Source organism: Flavobacterium soyae (assembly GCF_045348165.1).
In the GTDB taxonomy this organism is placed as follows: domain Bacteria; phylum Bacteroidota; class Bacteroidia; order Flavobacteriales; family Flavobacteriaceae; genus Flavobacterium; species Flavobacterium soyae.
Window position 1 is genome coordinate 3,836,944 of sequence record NZ_CP150845.1, and the last position, 23,449, is coordinate 3,860,392.

Annotated in this window: 24 protein-coding genes; 16 read left to right on the top strand and 8 right to left on the bottom strand. The window is 32.1% G+C overall.

Annotated elements, in window-relative coordinates; all coding sequences use genetic code 11:
* The first annotated feature begins 71 nt into the window (after window positions 1–71).
* The 5 genes from aroB (at window position 72) to recQ (ending at window position 6,792) form a co-directional block, all read left to right on the top strand.
* Complete coding sequence (gene aroB / locus AABD74_RS16455) at window positions 72–1,139, top strand: 3-dehydroquinate synthase (protein ID WP_232678021.1); 1,068 nt, start codon at window positions 72–74, stop codon at window positions 1,137–1,139.
* Between the two features lie 299 nt (window positions 1,140–1,438).
* A complete protein-coding gene (locus AABD74_RS16460; protein WP_232678020.1) occupies window positions 1,439–2,842 on the top strand; it encodes an arginine decarboxylase in 1,404 nt (467 codons plus the stop codon).
* Between the two features lie 111 nt (window positions 2,843–2,953).
* Window positions 2,954–3,922, top strand: coding sequence for a deoxyhypusine synthase family protein (locus AABD74_RS16465; RefSeq protein WP_232678019.1), 969 nt, complete (start codon window positions 2,954–2,956; stop codon window positions 3,920–3,922).
* 9 nt (window positions 3,923–3,931) lie between these two features.
* Window positions 3,932–4,345: a DNA primase gene (locus AABD74_RS16470; protein ID WP_232678016.1), complete on the top strand. Its 414-nt coding sequence runs from the start codon at window positions 3,932–3,934 to the stop codon at window positions 4,343–4,345.
* 137 nt (window positions 4,346–4,482) lie between these two features.
* Window positions 4,483–6,792 (top strand): DNA helicase RecQ, encoded by a 2,310-nt coding sequence (recQ, locus tag AABD74_RS16475; protein WP_406843605.1) that lies wholly within the window; start codon window positions 4,483–4,485, stop codon window positions 6,790–6,792.
* An 87-nt stretch (window positions 6,793–6,879) separates the two neighbouring features.
* Here the strand turns inward: recQ and AABD74_RS16480 are convergent, their stop codons facing one another.
* The 4 genes from AABD74_RS16480 to AABD74_RS16495 all read right to left on the bottom strand — a co-directional run bounded on the left by AABD74_RS16480 (window position 6,880) and on the right by AABD74_RS16495 (window position 11,816).
* Entirely contained in the window at window positions 6,880–7,395 is a 516-nt protein-coding gene (locus tag AABD74_RS16480; RefSeq protein ID WP_406843606.1) for a DinB family protein, read from the bottom strand.
* Window positions 7,396–7,425: 30 nt separating this feature from the next.
* Window positions 7,426–10,011 (bottom strand): phosphoenolpyruvate carboxylase, encoded by a 2,586-nt coding sequence (locus AABD74_RS16485; protein ID WP_232678008.1) that lies wholly within the window; start codon window positions 10,009–10,011, stop codon window positions 7,426–7,428.
* A gap of 93 nt (window positions 10,012–10,104) precedes the next feature.
* A complete protein-coding gene (locus AABD74_RS16490; RefSeq protein ID WP_008468989.1) occupies window positions 10,105–10,584 on the bottom strand; it encodes an Lrp/AsnC family transcriptional regulator in 480 nt (159 codons plus the stop codon).
* A 77-nt stretch (window positions 10,585–10,661) separates the two neighbouring features.
* A complete protein-coding gene (locus AABD74_RS16495; protein ID WP_232678004.1) occupies window positions 10,662–11,816 on the bottom strand; it encodes a M14 metallopeptidase family protein in 1,155 nt (384 codons plus the stop codon).
* A 312-nt stretch (window positions 11,817–12,128) separates the two neighbouring features.
* Between AABD74_RS16495 and AABD74_RS16500 the strand changes: the two genes are divergently transcribed.
* Window positions 12,129–12,593, top strand: a complete 465-nt coding sequence (locus AABD74_RS16500) for a helix-turn-helix domain-containing protein (RefSeq protein WP_406843607.1) — start codon at window positions 12,129–12,131, stop codon at window positions 12,591–12,593.
* 83 nt (window positions 12,594–12,676) lie between these two features.
* Here AABD74_RS16500 and AABD74_RS16505 read toward each other — a convergent pair whose 3' ends face one another.
* On the bottom strand, window positions 12,677–13,228 hold the full coding sequence (locus AABD74_RS16505) for a 1-acyl-sn-glycerol-3-phosphate acyltransferase (protein WP_406843608.1): 552 nt from the start codon (window positions 13,226–13,228) through the stop codon (window positions 12,677–12,679).
* Window positions 13,229–13,294: 66 nt separating this feature from the next.
* Here AABD74_RS16505 and AABD74_RS16510 point away from each other — a divergent pair, with 66 nt between their 5' ends.
* From AABD74_RS16510 to AABD74_RS16530, 5 genes are all read left to right on the top strand, one after another.
* Entirely contained in the window at window positions 13,295–13,960 is a 666-nt protein-coding gene (locus tag AABD74_RS16510; protein WP_232677995.1) for a spermidine synthase, read from the top strand.
* A 10-nt stretch (window positions 13,961–13,970) separates the two neighbouring features.
* On the top strand, window positions 13,971–14,648 hold the full coding sequence (locus tag AABD74_RS16515; RefSeq protein WP_232677993.1) for a peptidoglycan DD-metalloendopeptidase family protein: 678 nt from the start codon (window positions 13,971–13,973) through the stop codon (window positions 14,646–14,648).
* Window positions 14,649–14,654: 6 nt separating this feature from the next.
* Window positions 14,655–15,131, top strand: coding sequence for a hypothetical protein (locus AABD74_RS16520; RefSeq protein ID WP_232678702.1), 477 nt, complete (start codon window positions 14,655–14,657; stop codon window positions 15,129–15,131).
* Window positions 15,132–15,142: 11 nt separating this feature from the next.
* A complete protein-coding gene (locus AABD74_RS16525; RefSeq protein ID WP_232677991.1) occupies window positions 15,143–15,667 on the top strand; it encodes a hypothetical protein in 525 nt (174 codons plus the stop codon).
* A 72-nt stretch (window positions 15,668–15,739) separates the two neighbouring features.
* On the top strand, window positions 15,740–16,210 hold the full coding sequence (locus tag AABD74_RS16530) for a nuclear transport factor 2 family protein (RefSeq protein ID WP_406843609.1): 471 nt from the start codon (window positions 15,740–15,742) through the stop codon (window positions 16,208–16,210).
* 279 nt (window positions 16,211–16,489) lie between these two features.
* Here AABD74_RS16530 and AABD74_RS16535 read toward each other — a convergent pair whose 3' ends face one another.
* Window positions 16,490–17,977 carry an aminotransferase class V-fold PLP-dependent enzyme gene (locus AABD74_RS16535; protein WP_232677987.1) on the bottom strand — a complete coding sequence of 496 codons (1,488 nt, stop codon included), beginning with the start codon at window positions 17,975–17,977 and terminating at the stop codon, window positions 16,490–16,492.
* Window positions 17,978–18,160: 183 nt separating this feature from the next.
* On the opposite strand from AABD74_RS16535, the gene msrA reads away from it, so the two are divergent.
* Together msrA and AABD74_RS16545 are read left to right on the top strand one after the other, a co-directional pair.
* Window positions 18,161–18,694 carry a peptide-methionine (S)-S-oxide reductase MsrA gene (gene msrA / locus AABD74_RS16540; protein WP_406843610.1) on the top strand — a complete coding sequence of 178 codons (534 nt, stop codon included), beginning with the start codon at window positions 18,161–18,163 and terminating at the stop codon, window positions 18,692–18,694.
* A gap of 277 nt (window positions 18,695–18,971) precedes the next feature.
* Window positions 18,972–20,540 (top strand): protein adenylyltransferase SelO, encoded by a 1,569-nt coding sequence (locus AABD74_RS16545; protein ID WP_406843611.1) that lies wholly within the window; start codon window positions 18,972–18,974, stop codon window positions 20,538–20,540.
* Window positions 20,541–20,685: 145 nt separating this feature from the next.
* Here the strand turns inward: AABD74_RS16545 and AABD74_RS16550 are convergent, their stop codons facing one another.
* Together AABD74_RS16550 and AABD74_RS16555 are read right to left on the bottom strand one after the other, a co-directional pair.
* On the bottom strand, window positions 20,686–21,654 hold the full coding sequence (locus AABD74_RS16550) for a YpdA family putative bacillithiol disulfide reductase (RefSeq protein ID WP_406843612.1): 969 nt from the start codon (window positions 21,652–21,654) through the stop codon (window positions 20,686–20,688).
* Between the two features lies 1 nt (window position 21,655).
* Window positions 21,656–22,132: a CYTH domain-containing protein gene (locus tag AABD74_RS16555; protein ID WP_232677983.1), complete on the bottom strand. Its 477-nt coding sequence runs from the start codon at window positions 22,130–22,132 to the stop codon at window positions 21,656–21,658.
* Window positions 22,133–22,325: 193 nt separating this feature from the next.
* Here AABD74_RS16555 and AABD74_RS16560 point away from each other — a divergent pair, with 193 nt between their 5' ends.
* From AABD74_RS16560 to AABD74_RS16570, 3 genes are read left to right on the top strand one after another with little or no spacing between them, the layout of a single operon-like run.
* The gene (locus AABD74_RS16560) at window positions 22,326–22,535 is read left to right on the top strand and encodes a hypothetical protein (protein ID WP_406843613.1); all 210 of its coding nucleotides are present in this window, start codon (window positions 22,326–22,328) and stop codon (window positions 22,533–22,535) included.
* 32 nt (window positions 22,536–22,567) lie between these two features.
* Window positions 22,568–22,819 (top strand): OmpA family protein, encoded by a 252-nt coding sequence (locus AABD74_RS16565; RefSeq protein ID WP_232678700.1) that lies wholly within the window; start codon window positions 22,568–22,570, stop codon window positions 22,817–22,819.
* 17 nt (window positions 22,820–22,836) lie between these two features.
* Window positions 22,837–23,391 (top strand): hypothetical protein, encoded by a 555-nt coding sequence (locus tag AABD74_RS16570; protein ID WP_406843614.1) that lies wholly within the window; start codon window positions 22,837–22,839, stop codon window positions 23,389–23,391.
* The last annotated feature ends 58 nt before the right edge of the window (window positions 23,392–23,449 follow it).

A 23,449-nucleotide genomic window follows, 5' to 3' on the forward strand; every position in this document is an offset into this window, starting at 1 on the left:
ATTAGGGCTGAAATTTGAATATATTTTAGTTAAAAATGCCTTATTTTGCGGTTTCAATTAACCGAAGAATTATGCAATCTATTCAAGCGAACAATTATCTCGTGCATTTTAACCAGTATGCATACGAAGCTTTAAATAAACATTTAAAAGAAAATAAATACTCAAATATCTTTATTATTGTTGATACTGAGACAAATGAGTATTGCCTGCCCAAACTTTTACCCGTAATTGAAACAGATTTAAATATCGAAATTATCGAGTTTGAAGCTGGAGAGGCTAATAAAAATATTGAAACCTGCATTGAAATCTGGCATGTTTTAACAGAACTTGGAGCAGACAGAAAATCACTTATAATTAATCTTGGCGGCGGTGTTGTAACAGATTTAGGTGGTTTTGTAGCTTCAACCTTTAAAAGAGGAGTTGATTTTATAAACATCCCTACTACCCTATTATCTATGGTTGATGCTTCTGTGGGAGGGAAAACAGGAGTTGACTTAGGCAATCTTAAAAACCAGATTGGTGTTATAAATGTTCCTCAAATGGTTTTGATTGACACAGGATACCTTGAAACTTTATCGCAAAGCGAAATGCGTTCCGGACTTGCAGAAATGCTAAAACACGGTTTAATTTATGATGCGGCTTATTGGAAAGAGTTTCTTGATCTTGGTGCTATCGATTATAATGCATTAGACCAATTGATTTACCGCTCGGTAGAAATTAAAAACGAAATCGTAATTCAGGACCCAACAGAAAAAAACATCCGTAAAGCACTTAATTTCGGCCATACTCTGGGGCATGCTATCGAAAGCTATTTTTTAGAAAGCGAATCCAAAAAAACTTTATTACACGGAGAAGCAATCGCTGTGGGGATGATTTTGGAAAGTTATATTTCCCTGCATAAAGATTTAATCACTTCAGCAGAATATTCTGAAATAAAAACAGCTATAAAAGCTATTTATGACGATGTGAAATTTGAAGAAAACGACATTGATCCTATTTTAGAATTGCTCGTTCATGACAAAAAAAATGAATATGGTTTGATTCAATTTGCGTTAATTGAAGGAATCGGAAAAATTAAAATTAACCAATCCGTTGAAAATAAATTAATTCTGGCTGCGTTTCAGGATTATAAATCTTAAACTTTTTTTAATTAAAAGCATTGCTTTTGGTATATATTATTTTTTACATTTGCCACAATGAAAACAAACAATAAACAAAGACAATTCAGCTCTTACAGAAACCGTCTCAACAGTTCTTTACTTAGAATGTTGAACCGTTTTTACAATAGCAAAAGTCCGTTTTGTTTTGATGTTTTCCTGTGCTCAAAAGCAGAACACGAAAAACTGCAAATTATATTTGCTAATATTAGAGTTTGAATTTTAGATTTAGAATAAAATCACTAAATTTAATAATTACTACTTAAAATATTGAAATATAAATGAATACAAAATATTCGGATCTAATTAACCAAACATATTACTTTCCGCAAGAAGAATTTAAACTAAGCAAAGACAACCTTCAGTTCCACAACATCGATTTGATGAAATTGGTTGAACAATATGGTACACCACTAAAGTTTACTTACCTGCCTCAGATTTCTGAAAATATTAATAAGGCAAAGACCTGGTTCAGAAATGCAATGGAAAAGAACAAATACGAAGCAAAATATTATTATTGTTACTGTACAAAAAGCTCTCATTTTGAATACATTATGAATGAGGCTTTTAAGAATAACATTCATATTGAAACTTCATCTGCATTTGATGTTAATATTGTTGAGAATTTATTAGAAAATGGTAAAATCAATAAAAGCACTTATGTAATTTGTAATGGTTTTAAAAGAGACGAATACATTAATAATATCGCAAGATTAATCAATAACGGACATAAAAATACAATTCCGATTATTGACAATTATGAAGAACTTGATTTACTTCAGGGAGAAATCAAAGGAAAATTCAAAATTGGAATTCGTATCGCTGCCGAAGAAGAACCTAAATTTGAGTTTTATACATCAAGATTAGGTATTGGTTATAAAAATATCGTTTCGTTTTACAAAAAGCAAATTCAGGAAAATGATAAACTAGAGCTTAAAATGCTTCACTTCTTTATTAATACCGGAATAAACGATACTTCTTATTATTGGAATGAGCTTGTAAAATGTATTAAAGTATACATTGCATTAAAAAAGGAATGCCCTACTCTGGATGGTTTAAATATAGGCGGAGGTTTCCCGATTAAAAACTCTCTGGCATTTGAATATGACTACCAATATATGATTGATGAAATTATCAATCAAATTAAAATAGCATGTGATGAAGCTGAAGTAGATGTTCCAAATATTTTTACAGAGTTTGGCTCATTTACAGTAGGTGAAAGCGGCGGTGCAATCTATCAGATTTTGTATCAAAAACAACAAAATGACAGAGAGAAATGGAACATGATCGATTCATCGTTCATTACTACCCTTCCGGATACCTGGGCTATTAATAAACGTTTCATTATGCTGGCTATTAATCGCTGGAATGATACTTATGAGCGGGTTCTCTTAGGAGGATTAACTTGTGATAGTGATGATTATTACAATTCTGAACAAAATATGAACGCTATTTATCTGCCTAAATATAATAAGGAAAAGCCATTATATATTGGTTTCTTTAATACAGGAGCGTATCAGGAAACTATTGGAGGTTACGGTGGTTTACACCATTGTTTGATTCCGCAGCCAAAACATATTTTGATAGATCGTGATGAAAATGGAATTCTGGCAACAGAAGTTTTCTCTGAGCAGCAGACTTCAGATGATGTGTTAAAAATATTAGGATACAAGAAAAAAATGTAAAAAAAAACTGTAAATTAATTAAGGTTAATTATTATAAAATTATTAATTTGCATATACACAAAAAAGGTTAAAACTTTTAATTCAAAAAAACAAAAAAAAACAAAAATCAAAATGAAAGGACCAATCAGTCAGTTTATTGAAAAACATTATTTACACTTTAATTCTGCTTCACTGGTAGATGCAGCCAAAGAATACGAACAACAATTAGCAAATGGATCTAAAATGTTGGTGAGTATGGCTGGAGCAATGAGTACAGCAGAAATTGGTAAAATTTTTGCGGAAATAATTAGACAAGATAAAGTACAAATTATTTCATGTACTGGAGCCAATCTAGAAGAAGACATCATGAATTTAGTAGCTCACTCTCACTACGAAAGAGTTCCTAATTACCGTGATTTGACACCAGAAGACGAATGGGCCTTGCTGGAAAAAGGATTAAACCGTGTTACAGATACTTGTATTCCTGAACATGAGGCTTTTAGACGTTTACAAAAACACATCTACAAAATCTGGAAAGATGCTGATGATAAAGGAGAACGTTATTTTCCACATGAATTCATGTACAAAATGTTATTATCAGGTGTTTTAGAAGAATACTACGAAATTGATTTAAAAGACAGCTGGATGTATGCTGCTGCTGAGAAAAATTTACCAATTATTGTTCCGGGATGGGAAGATAGTACTATGGGTAATATTTTTGCATCATACGTAATCAAAGGTGATTTGAAAGCATCTACAATGAAATCTGGTATTGAATACATGACTTTCCTTGCCGACTGGTATTCAAAAAACAGCCAAAATGGTATCGGATTTTTCCAAATTGGCGGAGGTATCGCAGGAGATTTTCCAATATGTGTTGTACCAATGCTATATCAGGATATGGAAATGCATGACGTTCCTTTCTGGAGCTATTTTTGCCAAATCTCAGATTCAACAACTAGTTACGGTTCTTATTCAGGAGCAGTTCCAAATGAAAAAATCACCTGGGGTAAGTTAGATATCAAAACCCCTAAATTTATTATCGAGTCGGATGCTACAATTGTTGCGCCGTTAATTTTTGCATATTTATTAGATTTATAGGATATTTTTATGAAAAGAGTTATAGTAGACTACGCCAAACTGACAAACGAAATTTTAAACCTTTTGGTTGAAAAATTTCCTGATGGTTATGATGATTCGGATGTTATCCGTTTTAGAAACGCTAAAAACGAATTAGTAGAAGCTGTTGAAGTTCGTACTGAAGACACTATTTATTTAGTAAAAATCAGTACTAAACTTGCTGACAGAATCGAAAATTATGATGAAGATGACGATATTGATCTTGATGTTGATACAATCGAGCCAGTAAAAGGTCTTGATCTTGATGATGATGCAGCAGATGATGATGACGATGATGACAATCAGGATAAACCAGACGTTGATGGCGGAGATGACGAAGATGACGATGACAGAGACCCGGACGATATAGCTGATGATGACGAAGATGAAGACGATGAAGATTAATCATTTTCTTTAATATATAGACAAAGGAACTCTATTTTTGAGTTCCTTTTTTTATTGCCATAGATGAAATAAATTATAAGAAAATTACTATATTTATATTTTAAAAAGTATTTTTTAAATATAGATTATTCGCCAATATGAAATCAGAATTACTGCACGCCAAACTGAAAGAAAATTTCGGGTTTGAAAAATTCAGGCCAAATCAGGAAACAATAATAACAACTATTTTATCCGGACAGGATACATTAGCTATTATGCCTACAGGTGGTGGAAAATCAATATGTTTTCAGCTGCCGGCCCTTATATTACCGGGAATAACTATAGTTATATCTCCCCTGATCGCTCTAATGAAAGATCAGGTCGACAGTTTAAAAACAAATGGTATTGCGGCATGTTATATCAACAGTAGTCAATCATCTGATGAGCAGCAGTTTTACATCGATAATTTAAAATCGAATAATTTCAAACTCGTTTATATTGCTCCGGAAAGTTTATCGTATTTAGATAATGTCTTTAACGAATTGACAATCAGTTTAATTGCAATTGACGAAGCACATTGTATTTCGTCTTGGGGTCATGATTTTAGACCGGCATATACAAATTTAGGTTATCTAAAAAACCGCTTCCCTTCTACTCCTGTTTTAGCCTTAACTGCAACAGCCGATAAAGCAACGCGTGTAGATATAACCAAACAATTAAATTTAAAAAGCCCAAAAACTTTTGTAGCTTCTTTTGATCGCGCAAATTTAAGTCTCGAAGTACGACCAGCATTAGATCGGGTAAAACAAATTATTGATTTTGTTGAAAACAAACCCAACGAATCAGGGATTATTTATTGCTTAAGCAGAAAAACTACAGAAGAACTTGCTGAGAAATTATCTAAAAATGGAATTTCTGCAAAAGCTTATCATGCAGGTTTAGACAATACAACACGAGCAAAAACTCAGGATCAATTTATAAACGACGATTGTCAGGTTGTATGCGCTACTATCGCATTTGGAATGGGAATTGACAAATCAAATGTCCGCTGGGTTATCCATTATAATTTACCAAAAAATATTGAAGGTTATTATCAGGAAATCGGGCGTGCAGGCCGTGATGGATTACCTGCTGAAACAGTTTTATTTGAAAGTTATGCAGATGTAATTCAACTTCAGAAATTTGCTTCAGAAGGGTTGAATTCTGATGTGCAGCTTGCAAAATTAGACCGAATGAAGCAATATGCAGACGCAGTAAGCTGCAGACGAAAAATTCTACTTTCTTATTTTGGAGAACTAGTTACAGAAAACTGCGGTAATTGTGATATTTGCAAAAATCCCCCAACATTTTTTGATGGAACGATTCTCGCGCAAAAAGCACTTTCGGCGATTACAAGATTACAAGAATCTGAGCCTTTAGCTGTAATTGTAGACTTTTTAAGAGGTTCAAAAAACGCGTATATCTACGAAAAAAATTATCAAACGCTAAAAACGTACGGAATTGGTGCCGATATTTCCTGGTACGATTGGAATCAATACCTGATTCAGCTTATTAATTTAGGATATTGTGAAATTGCTTTTCATCAGCATAACAAAATTTTATTGACGCCTTTTGCCAAAAAAGTTCTATTTGAAGGAGAAAAAGTAAAACTGACAACGGTTGTTAAAAAAGTAATTGATAAAAACGAAGCAAAACAAGAGAAAGCAAAAACTGCTGCCAAAAATTCTCTTTTCGAAACACTTCGAAAATTACGCTATGAAATTGCTCAGGAAGAAGAAGTTCCGGCCTATGTGATTTTCAGTGATGCGTCGTTAAGGCATATGGAAATTTTAAGACCAATGAGCGACGAGGATTTCCTTGCTGTAGAAGGTGTTGGAAAAGCAAAACTCGAAAAATATGGGGCAGATTTTATTAACGCAATTATTGAATTTCAAAGAAATAAATCGGTTGTAAAAAAAGAAAAAAAGGAAAGCACGTATGCTAAAACTTTAGAGCTATTTCAAAATGGACTTTCTATTGAAGAAATTGCCGGACAAAGAAATCTGGGAGAAACCACGATTGTTTCTCATTTGGCAAAATTATATGTAGATGGAAATGATTTTGATTTAAGCCAGTTTGTTTCTGATAAAGAAATTATTGAAATTGAAAAAGCTCAGTTAGAATTAGAAAATCCTAGTGCTTTACGACCATACTATGAATACTTTGAAGAAAAAATGTCTTATGATAAAATTCGATTTGGTTTGGCGTTTTTAGAAAAAAAACATAATAATAAGATCAAAGATAAATCTTACTCTGTTGAGGAAATCCGTCTAGTACATACTGAAGCTTATAAAAAATGGGATTCAGCTGAAGATTTAAAACTTACAAATCTTTTTAATGAAGGCAAAAAAGTTGAAGAAATAGCTGATTTATTGGGAAGAAATAATGGCTCAATTACTTCAAGATTAAAAAAACTAGAATTAAAATAATTTTTCTCATTCTCTTTATGTCGAAATTACAAACCCGACAGGTTTTTAAAACCTGTCGGGTTACTTAATTTATTAAAATTTTAAACCTTATAAATATCTTTCTTCAAAAACTTTTTGATGATGTTTTTGATGTCCAATCATAACAAAACCTAATGCGCGAACTGAAATCGGATTATTAGAAGCAGTCCCAATTCTTTTAAGCTGTTCTTCAGATAAACTTTTGTAAAACAATAAAGTTGAATGTCTTAAAGCTGAAAATTCAGTTAACAAATCCTGAATACTTCTTTTATTTGATTCTGTATTATTTGCATAATCATCTTCTTCAAAACTAGGTAAAGGCGTTTTATCGTTTCTTGAAAATCTCAAAGCGCGATAAGCAAAAATACGCTCAGTATCAATAACATGCTGGATAATATCCTTAATTGTCCATTTCCCTTCTGCATAGCGATAATCAAATTTATCCATTGGAATATTCTGAACAAATCGGATAAAATCATGAAGAGAAATTTCTAATTCTTCGATTAATTTTCCGTCACCGGCTTCTTTGATATAAGTACCAAAATGGCCTGAATATTCATTTTCTAGTAACTGACTTGCAATCATTTTTTATAATTTTAAAGTTTACAGATAAGATTAAGCCGAATTTCTACTTGCATTCGTGTTTCCAAAAAGAGATCTCGTTACGATTTTTTCGTATACTTTGATAAGCTCTTCATTGGTCGAATTTTCTTTATTTAATTCATTGATTTTTAATAGTGCATATTGTTGTATTGTCAACAATGGCAGTACAATACGCTCTCTTATTTGAATTGATGCTATACCATCAGGATAATTTTCCATTAAGGTTTTATGACCCGCAATTTTTAATAAAAGACGTTTTGTTTCAGAGAATTCATCATAGATAATCTGCCAGAATTCACCAAACTCAGGATCTTTTCTCATGTAGGCCGTTAATGGTAAAAATGATTTTGCCAATGACATCATACTGTTCTCTAAAAGTGTTTTAAAGAATAAAGAGTTATGATACAAATCTTGTACTCTATCCCATTGACCGCTTTCTTCAAAATGTTTTAAAGCTGTTCCTACACCAAAAAATCCCGGTACATTTTGTTTTAACTGGCTCCATGAACCCACAAACGGAATTGCTCTTAAATCTGCAAAATCTAAAGATTCAGATTTACTTCTTTTTGAAGGTCGGCTTCCAATGTTAGTTTTAGAATAATATTTTAACGTACTCATTTTTTCCAAATACGGAATAAATTTAGGGTGATTCTTAAAACTTAAATATTTATTATAACCCAAATCTGCTAATTGAGTCAAAATTTGTGTTTCTTCTGCAGATAATTCATTCTTTTCTTTACTAAAAACCTGATTAGTTACACCAGCACTCAATAAGTTTTCAATATTATAGCGACAAGAATCTAAAGTTCCAAAATTAGAACTGATTGTCTGCCCCTGAACAGTAATTTGGATTTCTTTATTTTCAATTTTTGGGCCTAAAGAAGCGTAGAATTTATGTGTTTTACCACCCCCGCGTGCTGGAGGTCCGCCGCGGCCGTCAAAGAAAATAGCTTTAATTCCGTATTTTCTTGAAATTTCAGTCAACGAAATTTTAGCCTGATAAATACTCCAGTTAGCCATTAAATAACCACCGTCTTTTGTACCATCAGAAAAACCAAGCATAATTGTCTGCTCATTTCTTCTGGCTTTTAAATGCTTAGAATATTCAGGATTTGTATACAGCTGCTCCATAATTTGATGGGCATTTTGTAAATCATCTACAGATTCAAAAAGCGGAATTATATCAACTGTTGGATTTTCCCAATTGTTCAAACGAATCATTGCAAAAGTCTCCATTACGTTTAGGGCACTTTCGTTATTACTAATAATATAACGATTAGCGCCTTCTTCTCCATTGTTTTTCTGAATAGTCTTAATTGCCTGTACAGATTCTAAAGTCGATCTTGTAATTTCGCTTTCAAAATCGGCAGGGTTTAAATTTCCTTTTATTTTTGATAAAACATCAATTTTTTGATCCTCTGTTAATTCATAGTAATTCTTTGGAAAAATATCTGAACCTGAATTTAAGTAATAATTGACAACATCTTTAAATACGGCATTGTGAATTTTGCTATTCTGGCGAATATCTAAAGTTGCAAAATGGAATCCAAATAAATTAATTTTTACTAAAAGAGCTTCTAAATCATCTAAATATAAAGACTGATGTTTTTCAATAATTATAGTTCGAATCTTATTAAGCTGCGTTAATAATTCGTCTAAAGTGATAAAAATTTCACCATTAGAATAAAATACAGAACGGTAAAGTTTATGTTCAAGATCAGATACCAAAGTATCTACACCAGAGAAAGTTAGCTTTCTTTTTAAGTTTCTCATTTCAACATAATAACACTTTAAAATTGAGGTTCTTAATCGATCTGCAACTTTAAGCGTAATCTCTGTTGTAACGAATGGATTTCCGTCACGGTCACCACCCGGCCAGAACCCAAGTTTTATCAATTGATTATGAATAGGATTTCCGTTGTGAAGATTTTTTTGAAGATAATGTACAATTTCTCCGGCTGTAGCATAAAATACATTTTCGAGGTACCAAATTAAACTTACAGCTTCGTCGTAAGGATTTGGTTTTTCATGCTGAATAAAAGGTGTTTTTCCCAGCTGCGCCAATAATTGTTTGATCTGCAATAAATCGTTCTGACGAATTGCTTCAGTCAAATCGTTTATAATTCCTAAAACCGGTCCAGGATAAAACTGAGTTGGATGCGCTGTTAAAACCGTACGAACATTAAAATTTTCTAAAAAATTAACTAATTCGTCGTCTTTTTCTTTTGCATCTGATTTTTCTTTAATATCACGCAAAGATCCTCGCCCTTCCATATTATTAACTTCCGGAAAAGCAGCATCTTCGATAGCATCAAACAATACAATCTGACGTTCTATATATTGAATAAATCGAAACATAAGATCGATTTTCTCCGTTTCTGAAGCATTGTTTAGAAATTTGTTTGAAAAGAAATCAAAAATTTCTTTTGGAGTTTCCTGTTTTTTAAATCCCGTTTCGCACGTTTCTGTAAATAATGGCAGTAAAACACCTGTATTATCTATAGAATCAAATGGTAATGTTATGAAAACACTATTGTAAATGTGGTATTTAGAGAGAACGTCTTTATTAAAACGTTCTATTTTTGGCAACGTGTACATAAATTCTTTTATAGTTGGTTGGTTAATTGGTCATAAAAAAACCCCAAGAATAAACTTGAGGTTATATTTTAATATAGCATTCAAGAGGAATTCTTACATATTTTTGAAAATAGTATGCATCAAACGCTTCTTATCGTTAATACTTTCTTCTAATGAAATCATTGTTTCAGTTCTGTAAACACCATCGATATCATCAATCATGAAAATAACTTCTTTTGCGTGTTTTGTATCTTTTGCTCTGATTTTACAAAAGATATTAAATTTTCCTGTCGTTACAGATGCAACTGTTACGAATGGAATTTGATTGATACGCTCTAATACGAATTTAGTTTGTGATGTATTATTAAGGAATACCCCAACATAAGCAATAAATGAATAACCCAATTTATCGTAATCTAAGGCTAATGAAGACCCCATGATGATACCGGCATCCTCCATCTTTTTTACTCTAACGTGTACTGTACCAGCAGAAATCAATAACTTTTTTGCAATGTCAGTAAACGGAACTCTCGTATTGTCTATTAACATATCTAAAATCTGGTGATCTACTTCATCTAAACGAAATTTACTCATAATTCTTTAATTAATATTACTAATTGCTATTACAAAGTATAAAAATATATATAAAAAACAACAAATTCACATAAAAATTAACTTTTTATCAAACCGTTAACAAATTTAATATTTTTATCTAAATAAAAATCTGCTTTTTGGTTCATTTTCGGAATATTAAGATAATCATCAGAGTAAACAGCTTCATTCCCGTTGTATTCATAATGACCAAAATAATTTTCCAATTCGCCTGCTTCTACGATATAAGCATTAAAATGAATCTTATTTTCAATCAATTCTTCTTTGTATTGTGCGACAAAATTCGTAATAATTTCGATACCATCATAATTTATTTTGATATTTTTATACATAAAATCATAAAAAACGACTTTATTTTGTGAAATATTCAAATAATCAGAAATTCTATTGACAACTAAATCGTTTTCGCTTATGAGTTTGAAGCCTGAAATTAGTGAGAAAAATATGTATTTTCTTGTAATTTCCCTGTCGTAATCATTAGGAAAATGGCCGGCTTCAAATAATATAGTAGGAACCCCTAAAAACTGAAAAGTATCTCCTATACAGTTTATATTGAATGAATCGTCAAATCTTCCTACTTGTCCGGGAATATATTTTTGCAATTCGTCGTTAATTCCTGCAATTAAATTGATTGCTTTTTGTCTGTTTTCATTTACTTCTCTTTCTTCATTATACGATGGGGCTAAAAAAGAGACAGTTGCAGGCTTGCCAGTATCGCCAGCACCAAAAATAGTACGCTGATCGTGCAGATTAAAGCAGTAATGAGGTTTAAAAGTTTCGAAAACCTCTCTTAAAATGTTGCTTTCAGGCTGTGTTAAATTTTGAGAATCGCGATTTAAGTCAATTTTATTAGCATTTTCGCGTGTATAAAGTCTTGCACCATCCGGATTTAAGATTGGAATCGCATAAAATGTAAATGCTGCCAGCATTTTTTCAGCAAAATCAGACTTGCTGTTTAATACGTTTATAAAGTCAAAAAGTGCTTTTGTTGTGGTACTTTCGTTTCCATGCATTTGAGACCATAAATATATACGTGTTTTTCCTGTTCCAATTTCATAACTATATATAGGTTCTCCTAAAACAGATTTCCCAATAACCTTAACTTGATTATCAGTATTTAGTTTATCTAATAATGGCTTAATGTGATCTAAAGTTAGATATCGGCCTTCGATTGACTGCTCTTTGTATTGGTTAAATAATTCTTCTAAATTCATTGTGTTTTGATTAGTTTACAAAAGTAAACATCTTTATTTTTACAATTGTAAACAAGAAAAAATCAGAGAAATTTAGAAATGTAAACACATTTAATAATAGATTTTATGGTTTTAAGCGAAATATGGTTAACAATTGTTATTACTTTAAGTATAAAAATGTAAAAACATGTATTTCAATATATTAATTGGGTTCACATGAAGTAACAGTAACATATTAAAAGCTTATTTTAAGCATTTTGCAACTGTAAAATTGCATTATCAAATCTTTTTAATTACATTTGTAAACATGTCTGATTTAAATTAGAATTTACAATGGTAAACATCGATGATTTTGTAAAAAGGCTGGAAATTATACTGGATTATTACGGACTAAACGCCTCTTCTTTTGCAGATAAAATTGGCGTGCAGCGTTCGAGTATGTCTCACCTGCTCTCTGGAAGAAACAAGCCGAGTCTTGATTTTGTCATGAAAATTTTGGATGTTTTTCCGGAAGTGGATTTATATTGGATTTTAATTGGAAAAGGAAATTTTCCTAAATCAGAAAACGTAACAATTTCAAATTTTCAAAATACAGATACAAATTTAGGCTCCCCTTTCTCATCAAATGAAAATTATTCTGGAGAAGATTTATTTACTCCAATAAATAACGAAGAAAATAAATCAGTAATTAAAAGTTCGATCGAGATCAAAAAAACAAATTTAAGTTTTGAAGAAGACGAAATTGAGAAAATAGTAATTTTCTATAAAAATGGAATTTTTAAGGCATATGTACCATAGATTGAAAATTTCGCGTATTTGAAAATTTTAAAAAATAATTTTCATTTAAGGGATTCTCACGAATCTGAAAAAACGTCGAAAATTTAGATCTGAATTCCGTTTTCAGGAATTTTTCCTAAAACACCTTTATAATGCTGTTTTAAAATTTCCCAATCGGCTTCATAATTTCCTGTCGGATAAAATGGCTTTCCTAAATTAACTTCTTTCTTGCCCCAGTCAAAAGCTACGGGAACGATTGGCACATTCGCTTTAAGCGCTATATAATAAAATCCTGTTTTAATTTCGGTTACACCTTTTCGTGTTCCCTCTGGTGCAACAGCCAAACGAAAAACTTCTTTACGATCAAAAATAGCAGCGATAGAATCTACTTTATTTAACCCGCCGGTGCGATCTATTGGTTCACCGCCCACGTTTCTAAAATAATAACCAAGCGGAAACTTGAATAATTCTTTCTTTCCAACCCAGTTCATCTGCAAGCCAGAAATACCACGGGTTAAAAGACCTATATAAAAATCATGATTACTGGTATGCGGCATAACCATTAATATACATTTTTTCACTTCAGCATTTTCCATTCCCACTATCTTCCAGCCCATTAGCTTAAAAAAGATGAATTTGTATAGTCTTTTCTTCATTAAAATTTAATATTTCTTGCAAAATAAAAGATTTAAAATGGTATTTTTGAGTAAAAGCATTACAAAATGATTCAAAAATTATTCAGTTATCTATATCCAATTAAAATTTTCAAAAAAAAATCAGCCCGAAGCAAAGTAATCGAAATTACCTGGGCAAATGGAGAATTAGTTTTAGATTCTGAAAACACAAATTATTCATACGGAAGTTTACAGCGTATATTAAGGTATGGCCTTCGAAATATTGGTTATGATAAAGTAGTAAAAATGGATCATATTCTGGTTTTGGGAGTTGCCGGCGGAAGCGTAATAAAAACCCTTGTTGACGAAATTAACTATAAAGGTAAAATTACCGGAGTTGAAATCGATCCTGATATGATTCAAATTGCAAATCAATATTTTAATCTAAATGAGATAAAGCAGCTTGAAGTTATTATTGATGATGCGTTTGAATTTGTTTTAAAAACAAAAGACCGATATAATTTAATAATTATTGATATTTTTGAAGATACCAATATGCCAAACTTTTTGTTCGAAAAGTTTTTTAGCGAACGAGTTTGCTTTCTTCTAAAAGATCAGGGCTTTATTTTATTTAATACCATGATTCTCGATGAAGCACATAATGTTCGAAACAGAAAATATATTACCGAAATAAACTCACAATTATTTACTTCAAAAATGCTGCCCCGCATAGAAGTTCATAATGAATTAATAATAATCGAAAAAGTAGCCTAAATTTAATTTTATGAAATCCCTTGTATCTATATTAAAAGCCTTACCACCTACTAAAATAATTGATGCCTCTATTGATTTTTCAAAATACCTTCCTTTAGATTTATCCATAACAAATACTGAATTAGTCGAAAGTAAACCCGAAACGGCTGCAGATTTTGAGCGTTTTATTTTTGCCTACCTTACTGATAATAACGCCGAAGTTGCTTACGGCGGTTATATTGAAGGACGTAACTTATATAAAAGAAGCACCATTTTTAAAAATGATTCGGTTCCGGAACGAAATATTCACATTGGACTTGATTTATGGGCAAAAGCTGCAACTGCCGTTTTAGCGCCGCTTGACGGAAAAGTACATAGTTTTCAAAATAATGAAGGTTTAGGAGATTACGGACCGACTATAATATTAGAACATGAAGTAGAAAACGAGAAATTTTATACTTTATACGGACATTTATCGTTAGAAAGTATAGAAAACCTTACCGTTGGGACAATTTTTAAGAAAGGTGAACAAATTGCAGCTTTAGGAAATTCAACTGTTAACGGAGATTACGCACCTCATGTTCACTTTCAGATTATAAAAAACTTAGGAGACAAATGGGGCGATTATCCCGGTGTCTGCAACACAAATGATTTAAATTTTTATATTGAAAACTGCCCCGACCCAAACTTATTATTAAAAATAACTTAAATGATTATGAAGAAAGCGGGATTGATTATATGTTTGTTGTTATTAATTGGATGTAAATCGAAAACTGTAAGCAGAGATACTGAAGATTTAAAAATTAAAAAAGTTTCTAACGCCGATATTAATTCTGAGCAGCAAAGAAAAGCTTATGAATTAGGCAAAAGAGTTTTAGAAACCTGTAATACATCAAAGTTTAAGCCTTTTAATGAAACCGAAGTTACTCAGTCTGTTAGAGAAAACACGACCGAAGAAAGATTGACTAAAACCTGCACAAGATTTAGACAATATTATGGAAGTTTTATTGATTTAAAATTAGACGGCGTTTACAAAACCAAACAAGAAGTTATTTACCGCTACCACGCTTTATACAGCAAAAAAGTAGCAAACAAAGAACTTCGTATTTTTGTAAATGAAGAAAATTTAATATCTGCTATTAAATCAATGGATTGGGATGAAAAATTTGATGCAAAAATAGCCGAACAATAAAGTAAAAATATATGAAATTAAAAATGCCGCTTCTTTTGTTACTGTTTATTTCATTTTTTGCAAATGCCCAGCAGACTATGAGTGTAAAAGGATCTCAGCCCTTTTCGGCAACACAGGATTATACTTTTATCTGCGAAAAATATGCTTTTACGGGCGAAACTAATATTCAGATTGCAAAAACAGATAAAGGGGGCATTTTAAAAATTACTATTGCGACTTCAAATGATAAAGCCAGAATTGCCGGAGGTCTTTACGTAGATTTGGCAAATGCCGATGTTATTGCCTGTGTCGATAAAAACGTAAAGGAATCTGCAGACGGAAAGACAGCTTCTTACTATTATTTTACTCCTGCCGAATTTGCTAAACTCAAAAAAACAGATATTTATGCTGTAAGATTTATCATAAATGGCGGATCAAATACTTTTGGTAACGAAACGGGATATTTTACGGCGCATAACAAAAAGAATTATTTTTCAACGGCTTACGATAAATCTAAAAAGAGTTACGACACTGCAAAAGAAATTAGTATTTTATAAATGTAAGGTTTATAAAAAAAAATGTAAGGTTTATAAAATAAATCTTATATTTATAATCTAATTTCCAAATTTATGACACCTAACGAAGCTTTAATTATAAAGTTCTATACTGCTTTTGCCAATTCTGATTTTAAAACAATGGCAGAATGTTATCATCCAAAAATACACTTTATTGATCCCGCATTTGGTTTATTAAAAGAAGAACAAGTTTTGAAAATGTGGGAAATGCTGCTTATTAGAAGCAAAGGAAACATTAAAATTGAATTCTTTGATGTAAAAGCAGATGAATTTACCGGCTCGGCAAAATGGGTTGCGGCCTATAATTTCAGCAAAACAAATCGTAATGTAACAAATAGAGTTTCGGCCGAGTTCGTATTTCAGGACGGCCTAATCATCAAACATACAGATAATTTTGATGTCTGGAAATGGTCAAAACAAGCCTTTGGACCAACTGGATATTTACTAGGCTGGACAGGATTTTTCCATAAAAAAATTCAGGAACAAGCCTTGCTTTCCCTTAAAAAATTCCAGGAATCTAAATAATGCAGACAAGCCGGTTTAAATCGTAGTGTTTTTTTAACACAAAGTTCACTTAGGTTTTTTTCGCAAAGATTGCAAAGGTTTTTGATTTATAAAAGTTTTTTTAAGATCTCAAAATTTAGTTTGAGATTATCAATTATAAAAATAAGCCCAAGAGTTTTAAAACTCCCAGGCTTATTTACTTTATTTATTTTAAAAACCAGCTTTGTGACCTTAAAAAAACTTGCTTTTAAACTAGAGAACTTTGCAATCTTTGCGTTAAAATTAAAAGTTAGAATAAAATTAAGATTTAAACCAGCTCTTCACTAATTTATCTTCAAATGAAGCAGCGTTTTTATGAACAAATTCATTAGTATCTTTATTATAAGAATAATCTAAAGCCCAAGTTTTATGGTTTTTAGCCAAGTCTATAATACTATTACACACAAAAGCAATTTCTTTATCAGTTGTAGTTGGATGAATTGACATTCTAATCCATCCTGGTTTTTTTATTAAATCACCAATTGTAATTTCATTAACCAGTTTATTAGAAGTTTCCTGATCTACGTGTAATAAATAATGACCGTAAGTTCCCGCACAACTGCATCCGCCTCGAGTTTGAACCCCGAATTTGTCGTTTAATAATTTTACACCTAAATTAAAATGCAGATCTTCAATAAAAAATGAAATTACACCCAAACGGTTTTTATGCTGACCAGCCAAAATTTTAATATTTTCAACTGGATCTAACTGACTAAAAACAAAATCAACAATTTCGTGTTCACGCTGTAAAATGTTTTCAATTCCCATTTCTTCCTTTAGCTCAATTGCCAAAGCGGTTTTAATAACCTGAAGAAATCCCGGAGTCCCGCCATCTTCACGATCCTCTATATTATCAATATATTTATGTTCGCCCCACGGGTTTGTCCAGCTCACTGTTCCCCCGCCCGGACAATCCGGAATCATATTATTGTATAGTTTCTTATTGAAAATTAAAACTCCCGAAGTTCCTGGACCGCCAAGAAATTTATGCGGAGAAAAGAAAATCGCATCCAGATAAGCTTCAGAATCTGCAGGATGCATATCAATTTCTACATAAGGGCCTGAACAGGCAAAATCTACAAAACAAACTCCATTATATTGGTGCATTAATTTTGCTGCTTCATGAAAAGGGGTTTTTAAACCCGTAACATTTGAGCAGGAAGTAATCGATGCAATTTTTATAGTCCTGTCGCTGTATTTCTGTAATAATAGTTCTAGATTGTCTAAACAAAAAAGACCTTTTTCGCAAGACGGAATAATTTCAACATCAGCAATTGTTTCTAACCATGAAGTTTGATTAGAGTGATGCTCCATATGAGAGATAAAAACGATCGGTTTTTTTTCAGCCGGAACTGTGGTGAAATTTTTAAGGTTTTCAGGGATTTTTAAACCTAAAATGCGCTGAAATTTATTGATAACGCCAGTCATTCCTGTTCCATCCGTAATTAAAACATCATCTTCACTTGCGTTTGTATGACGTTTTATAATATGTCTTGCGTGGTGATATGCCTTTGTCATGGCAGTTCCAGACACAGTTGTTTCAGTATGTGTATTGGCAACAAACGGTCCAAATTGATTCAAAAGTTTCTCCTCAATTGGTCTGTAGAGCCTTCCGCTGGCAGTCCAATCGGTATAAATAATATTTTTTTTGCCAAAAGGTGACATAAATTCCTGATCTATGCCAACGATATGCTGTCTAAAATCCTGAAAATAAGTTTCTAGATTGATGGTACTATTTTTGGTATTCATTTGTTGTGCCTGTGTTTAACTGCAAATATATTGCTTTTTTCTAAAATTGAGAATTTATCAATTCTAAACTTCAAACTTTAAAAAAACTTTTAATATTTTTAGTTAAACAGTGATTTTTTAGATAAATTATCATAATATTCTATCGGATTAATAGGGCATGTAAACTTTAAACTATTTACATTTATGGGAAATTTATCAACAGCCACTTTTGGTGGTGGATGTTTTTGGTGTGTAGAAGCTGTGATTCAGCGTTTAAAAGGTGTTGAGATAATAAAATCTGGTTACTCAGATGGTTTTATAAAAAATCCTGCATATCGTGAAGTATGTACAGGACGAACAGGTCATGCAGAAGTTATTCAGGTTACTTTTGACTCTGACATAATTTCATATCATGATTTACTAACCGTTTTTATGACAAGTCACGATCCAACAACCTTAAATCGTCAGGGCGGTGACAGCGGAACGCAGTATCGTTCGATAGTTTTGTATCATGACGAATCGCAAAAAGAAATTGCGGAACAAGTTTTTGAAGAAGTTCAGCCCGTTTATGCAGATCCAATTGTAACGGAGTTAAAACCTTTTGAAGTGTTTTATGAAGCCGAAGATTATCATCAAAATTATTACAACAATAATCAGGAAGCCGGGTATTGCCAGGTTGTAATCGACCCAAAAGTTCAAAAACTTAAAAAAATGTATGCTGATAAATTAATTGGCTGATATTTTTTTTTCAGCCACGGATTACACAGGTTAAAAGGATTTCTCTTTTTTTGACGATAAATAGAAAAAAATGAACACAGATTTAAAAAAAAAAGTTTAATATGTTTAACTCGTGTTGTCAGCCAAATATAAAAAACTTAAAAAATGTATGCTGATAATTTTTCAGCCACAGATTAAAAGGATTTTTTTTAAAATCTGTGTAGATTCTAATATTTACAAATAAGAGAGGAGAAATCCTTTTAATCTGTGTAATCTGTGGCCCAAACATAAAACACAAATGAAAAATTTAAAAATAAATAATAGATTTACTGCCGAATTGCCAGCAGATTCTGATTTAACGAATGAAATTCGTCAAGTTAGAAATACTGCTTTTTCATATGTAAATCCAACAAAACCTTCAAATCCTAAATTAATTCACGCTTCTGATGAAGTAGCTGAAATGGTTGGAATTTCAAAAGATGAAATTCAATCTGAGGAATTTTTAGATGTATTTTCAGGAAATGAAATCCTTCCTGATACACAACCTTACGCCATGTGTTATGCCGGGCATCAGTTCGGAAATTGGGCAGGGCAATTGGGCGACGGACGTGCTATTAATTTAGCAGAGGTAGAAAATAACAATCAGTTTTTTACCCTTCAATTAAAGGGTGCCGGTAAAACACCTTATTCCAGAACTGCAGATGGTTTGGCAGTTTTGCGATCTTCGATAAGAGAATATTTATGTGCAGAAGCCATGTACCATTTAGGCGTTCCCACTACCCGATCTCTTTCGTTGATTCTTTCCGGAGATCAGGTTTTGCGTGATATTTTATACAATGGAAATCCTGCTTACGAAAAAGGTGCGATTGTATGTCGTGTTGCGCCTTCTTTTATTCGTTTTGGAAGTTTTGAAATGCTGACAGCCAGAAACGAGCTTAAAAATTTAAAACAATTTGTAGAATATAATATCAAGTATTATTTTCCTGAAATTACCGGCGAGCCAAAAGAACAATATTTACAGTTCTTTAAAAAAGCGGCAGATACGACCCGCCAAATGATTTTGCATTGGCAGCGTGTAGGTTTTGTTCACGGCGTAATGAATACAGATAATATGTCAATTCACGGAATTACAATTGATTACGGCCCTTACGGATGGCTTGAAAATTATGATCCGAACTGGACACCAAATACTACAGACAGTCAAAACAGAAGATATCGTTTTGGAAATCAGCCGCAGATTGCGCATTGGAATTTATATCAATTGGCAAACGCTATTTATCCTTTGATTAATGAAACGGAGCAGTTAGAAAAAATCTTAGAATCATTTATGGATGATTTTATTGTAGATTATAAGCAAATGTTTTTAAGTAAATTAGGAATATTTACTTCATCTGAAACTGATAATGATTTGATCGATAATCTAGAAACAATTTTACAATTAACAGAAACAGATATGACGATCTTTTTCAGAAATTTAAGTTCTGTTAAAAAGTCTGATTCTGTTGAAAAAGCGATTGAGAAAATTCAATTTTCGTTCTATAAAATCGAAGAAGTTTCAGGAGATATTTTAGATGCCTGGAAAAAATGGTTTGCAGTTTATCTGAATAGATTGAACTCTGAAGAATTATCAGATAAAGAACGTTCACAAAAAATGAATTTAATTAATCCGAAATATGTACTTCGAAATTATATGGCACAATTAGCTATTGATGCAGCTGATAAAGAAGATTATTCGTTGATAAACGAGCTGTATACATTATTGCAAAAACCATACGATGAACAGCCGGAATACGAAAAATGGTTTGCAAAACGCCCGGATTGGGCACGATCTAAAGTAGGATGCTCTATGCTTTCTTGTAGTTCTTAGATTTTTTTGCCACGAATTACACTAATTTTCACGAATTTTTTTAAAGCTGTCACATCGAGCGAAATCGAGATGCGAGTATGTTCTCGACTTCGCTCGAACTGACAAAAATATTAATTCGTGAAAATTAGTGTAATTAGTGGCAAACTTATTTCGATGTAATATAATCCACAATCATATTAGCGTGAATTCTTGAATTTTCGATAAACCATTTATGCGTTTGCATTCCTCCGCAGACAACGCCTGCAAGGAATAAACCTTCAACATTCGTTTCCATCGTTTCAGGATTATAAGTTGGAATTTTCAATTCGTCGTTTGAAAGCTGGATTCCTATATTTTCAAGAAAATTTAAATCTGGTTTATAGCCTGTTAAAGCCAGAACAAAATCATTTTCGATTGTCACTTTTCCGGTTGGAGTTTCAATTTCAACTTCATTATCACGGATTTCAGTTATATTCGATTCAAAATAAGCTTTGATACTTCCTTCAGCAATTCGGTTTTCGATATCGGGTTTAACCCAATATTTTACTCGATTATTGATTTCATTTTTGCGAATTACCATCGTTACGTTCGCTCCTTTTCGCCAGCACTCTAAAGCAGCATCAACAGATGAATTATTAGCACCTACAATCACGACATTTCTAAAAGCATATTCGTGTGCTTCTTTATAATAGTGGCGAACTTTGGGCAATTCCTCTCCTTTTATATTCATTTGAATTGGAATATCATAAAAACCGGTTGCAATAACAACGTTTTTCGATTTATATAAATTTTTATCGGTAGAAATTTCGAAAACAGAATTTCCTGTTTTTTTAATTTCGGTTACTTTTTCAAATAAATTGATATTGAAATTAAAATAACGATGAATATTTCGATAATATTCTAAAGCCTCCTGACGACCTGGTTTAGGCGCTAAACAGTTAAACGGAATATCGCCAATTTCAAGTCTTTCGGCAGTTGAGAAAAAAGTCATGTACAATGGATAATTGAATATACTGTTTACTATTGCACCTTTTTCTATAATTAAATAATGTAAGTTTTTCTTTTGAGCTTCTATTGCGCAAGCCAGACCTATTGGTCCGCCGCCCACAATAATTAAATCATATTGATCAGCCATATTATTCTTTTCCCCAGTTTTTAAAAGGATTTTTGCTCAAATAAGCATTATAATATCTTTCGTCATTTGTTACTTCTTCTCCCAGCCAGTCAGGTTTTTCAAAACTTTCATCTTCAGACAGCAGTTCAATTTCAGCCATTATTAAGCCTTCATTTTCGCCATAAAATTCATCTACTTCATAAATATGATTTCCGAGTTTAATCTCATAACGAGTTTTCTCAATTTTACCTTTTTCGCATAATTTAAGAAGTTCAGCAGCTTCGTCAAGCGGAATTTGATTTTCCCATTCAAAACGAGACATTCCACCCTGATGCCCAATACCTTTTATGGTTAAAAAAGCTTTTTCCCCTTTAATTCTTACACGAACTGTTCTTTCAGGCATTGAGCTTAAATAACCTTGCGCAATTTTATTTTTTGCAAATGCCTGTTCTTTAAAATCGTCTGATTTTACAAGAAATTTTCTTTCTATTTCGAGCATTTTAAGTCTTAATTTATTTTACTGCAATTTACTCAATTTAATCCAGTCATGAAATTTCATTTTTAAAATTCCTGATATAAAATTCGTTTCAGATCATAATTTATTTGATCTAAAATGAAACCATTTTCACTGATTGTTAACACATTACATATGTTAAATTTGTTAATTTTGATAGAACCTTAATTTATCAATCATGTCTAAAAAAGCACTTTATCTATTAGGGATCGCTCTTACCATAATTTTAGGTACTATTTTGTATATAAAGTTTTGCTGCAATTGCGATGCGGCACAGCCAAAGGCTTCCGAAAATGAACCTTCGGCACTAGTTAAGAATGATAATTTTGTTCCTTTTATAGATCCGTTAATTCTTCATTTTAATACGAATAATCAAACTTTAATTTAAATGAAGAAGAACAGCAAAAAATAACTGATATTATTAAATATTTAAAAAATGTAAAAAATACTTCTGTCTTAGTCGCGGGGCATAGCGATAATGTAGGCAATCGGGATTTAAATATCGCTCTGGCACAAAAAAGAGCTGATTTTTCTAAAAATTATTTAATTAAAAATGGTATTGAAGCCTCTAGAATTGTGACTGAATCAAAAGGGCCGGATGAACCAATTGGTGATAATATGACCAGTGAAGGAAAAGCAAGCAATAGAAGAACTGTTATTACCATCAAATAATCAAAAATATACTTATTATGAATTTACCATGTATCTTAATACCGATTTTAGTGGGTATAATCTGTGGAATTTTAGGTTACTTACTAGGAAAATTGAACTCAAAAGGAGATGATTCGTTAGCCGCATCATTACAAGCAGATCTTGATGCCTGCAAAGCAAATACGAAAAATTTAAATGTAAAAATATCTTCTCTTGAAGCAGATCTTACAGCTGCTCATGCCAAAGCTTCTGCATCAGTGGCTAAATCATTTGTTTCGGAGGCTCCATCAGCTTTATTTGACAGTGAGCTGGCTTCAAATGTATTAGGAAAAAAAATAAAACAGGACGATTTGAAGATTGTCGAAGGAGTTGGTCCAAAAATAGAAGCTTTGTTTAACGAAGCCGGGATTAAAACCTGGCAAGATCTTTCGGAAGCATCGACAGAAAAATTACAGTCAATTCTGGATGCTGGAGGAGAAAATTATGCAATTCATAATCCAAGTACCTGGGCTAAACAAGCTTTATTTGCCTATCTGGGCAAATGGCAGGAATTAAAAGAATGTCAGGAGAATTTACTTGGAGGGAAAGAGTGAAAATAGGTTCAAAGGTGCAGAGCTGTAAAGGTTCAGAGGTTTTATATCGTGCTTTTTA

Bases quoted from the DNA above. Each gene is read 5' to 3' on its own strand.
- aroB (WP_232678021.1), top strand. From the start codon at position 72: ATGCAATCTATTCAAGCGAACAATTATCTCGTGCATTTTAACCAGTAT.
- AABD74_RS16460 (WP_232678020.1), top strand. From the start codon at position 1,439: ATGAATACAAAATATTCGGATCTAATTAACCAAACATATTACTTTCCG.
- AABD74_RS16465 (WP_232678019.1), top strand. From the start codon at position 2,954: ATGAAAGGACCAATCAGTCAGTTTATTGAAAAACATTATTTACACTTT.
- AABD74_RS16470 (WP_232678016.1), top strand. From the start codon at position 3,932: ATGAAAAGAGTTATAGTAGACTACGCCAAACTGACAAACGAAATTTTA.
- recQ (WP_406843605.1), top strand. From the start codon at position 4,483: ATGAAATCAGAATTACTGCACGCCAAACTGAAAGAAAATTTCGGGTTT.
- AABD74_RS16480 (WP_406843606.1), bottom strand. From the start codon at position 7,395: ATGATTGCAAGTCAGTTACTAGAAAATGAATATTCAGGCCATTTTGGT.
- AABD74_RS16485 (WP_232678008.1), bottom strand. From the start codon at position 10,011: ATGTACACGTTGCCAAAAATAGAACGTTTTAATAAAGACGTTCTCTCT.
- AABD74_RS16490 (WP_008468989.1), bottom strand. From the start codon at position 10,584: ATGAGTAAATTTCGTTTAGATGAAGTAGATCACCAGATTTTAGATATG.
- AABD74_RS16495 (WP_232678004.1), bottom strand. From the start codon at position 11,816: ATGAATTTAGAAGAATTATTTAACCAATACAAAGAGCAGTCAATCGAA.
- AABD74_RS16500 (WP_406843607.1), top strand. From the start codon at position 12,129: ATGGTAAACATCGATGATTTTGTAAAAAGGCTGGAAATTATACTGGAT.
- AABD74_RS16505 (WP_406843608.1), bottom strand. From the start codon at position 13,228: ATGAAGAAAAGACTATACAAATTCATCTTTTTTAAGCTAATGGGCTGG.
- AABD74_RS16510 (WP_232677995.1), top strand. From the start codon at position 13,295: ATGATTCAAAAATTATTCAGTTATCTATATCCAATTAAAATTTTCAAA.
- AABD74_RS16515 (WP_232677993.1), top strand. From the start codon at position 13,971: ATGAAATCCCTTGTATCTATATTAAAAGCCTTACCACCTACTAAAATA.
- AABD74_RS16520 (WP_232678702.1), top strand. From the start codon at position 14,655: ATGAAGAAAGCGGGATTGATTATATGTTTGTTGTTATTAATTGGATGT.
- AABD74_RS16525 (WP_232677991.1), top strand. From the start codon at position 15,143: ATGAAATTAAAAATGCCGCTTCTTTTGTTACTGTTTATTTCATTTTTT.
- AABD74_RS16530 (WP_406843609.1), top strand. From the start codon at position 15,740: ATGACACCTAACGAAGCTTTAATTATAAAGTTCTATACTGCTTTTGCC.
- AABD74_RS16535 (WP_232677987.1), bottom strand. From the start codon at position 17,977: ATGAATACCAAAAATAGTACCATCAATCTAGAAACTTATTTTCAGGAT.
- msrA (WP_406843610.1), top strand. From the start codon at position 18,161: ATGGGAAATTTATCAACAGCCACTTTTGGTGGTGGATGTTTTTGGTGT.
- AABD74_RS16545 (WP_406843611.1), top strand. From the start codon at position 18,972: ATGAAAAATTTAAAAATAAATAATAGATTTACTGCCGAATTGCCAGCA.
- AABD74_RS16550 (WP_406843612.1), bottom strand. From the start codon at position 21,654: ATGGCTGATCAATATGATTTAATTATTGTGGGCGGCGGACCAATAGGT.
- AABD74_RS16555 (WP_232677983.1), bottom strand. From the start codon at position 22,132: ATGCTCGAAATAGAAAGAAAATTTCTTGTAAAATCAGACGATTTTAAA.
- AABD74_RS16560 (WP_406843613.1), top strand. From the start codon at position 22,326: ATGTCTAAAAAAGCACTTTATCTATTAGGGATCGCTCTTACCATAATT.
- AABD74_RS16570 (WP_406843614.1), top strand. From the start codon at position 22,837: ATGAATTTACCATGTATCTTAATACCGATTTTAGTGGGTATAATCTGT.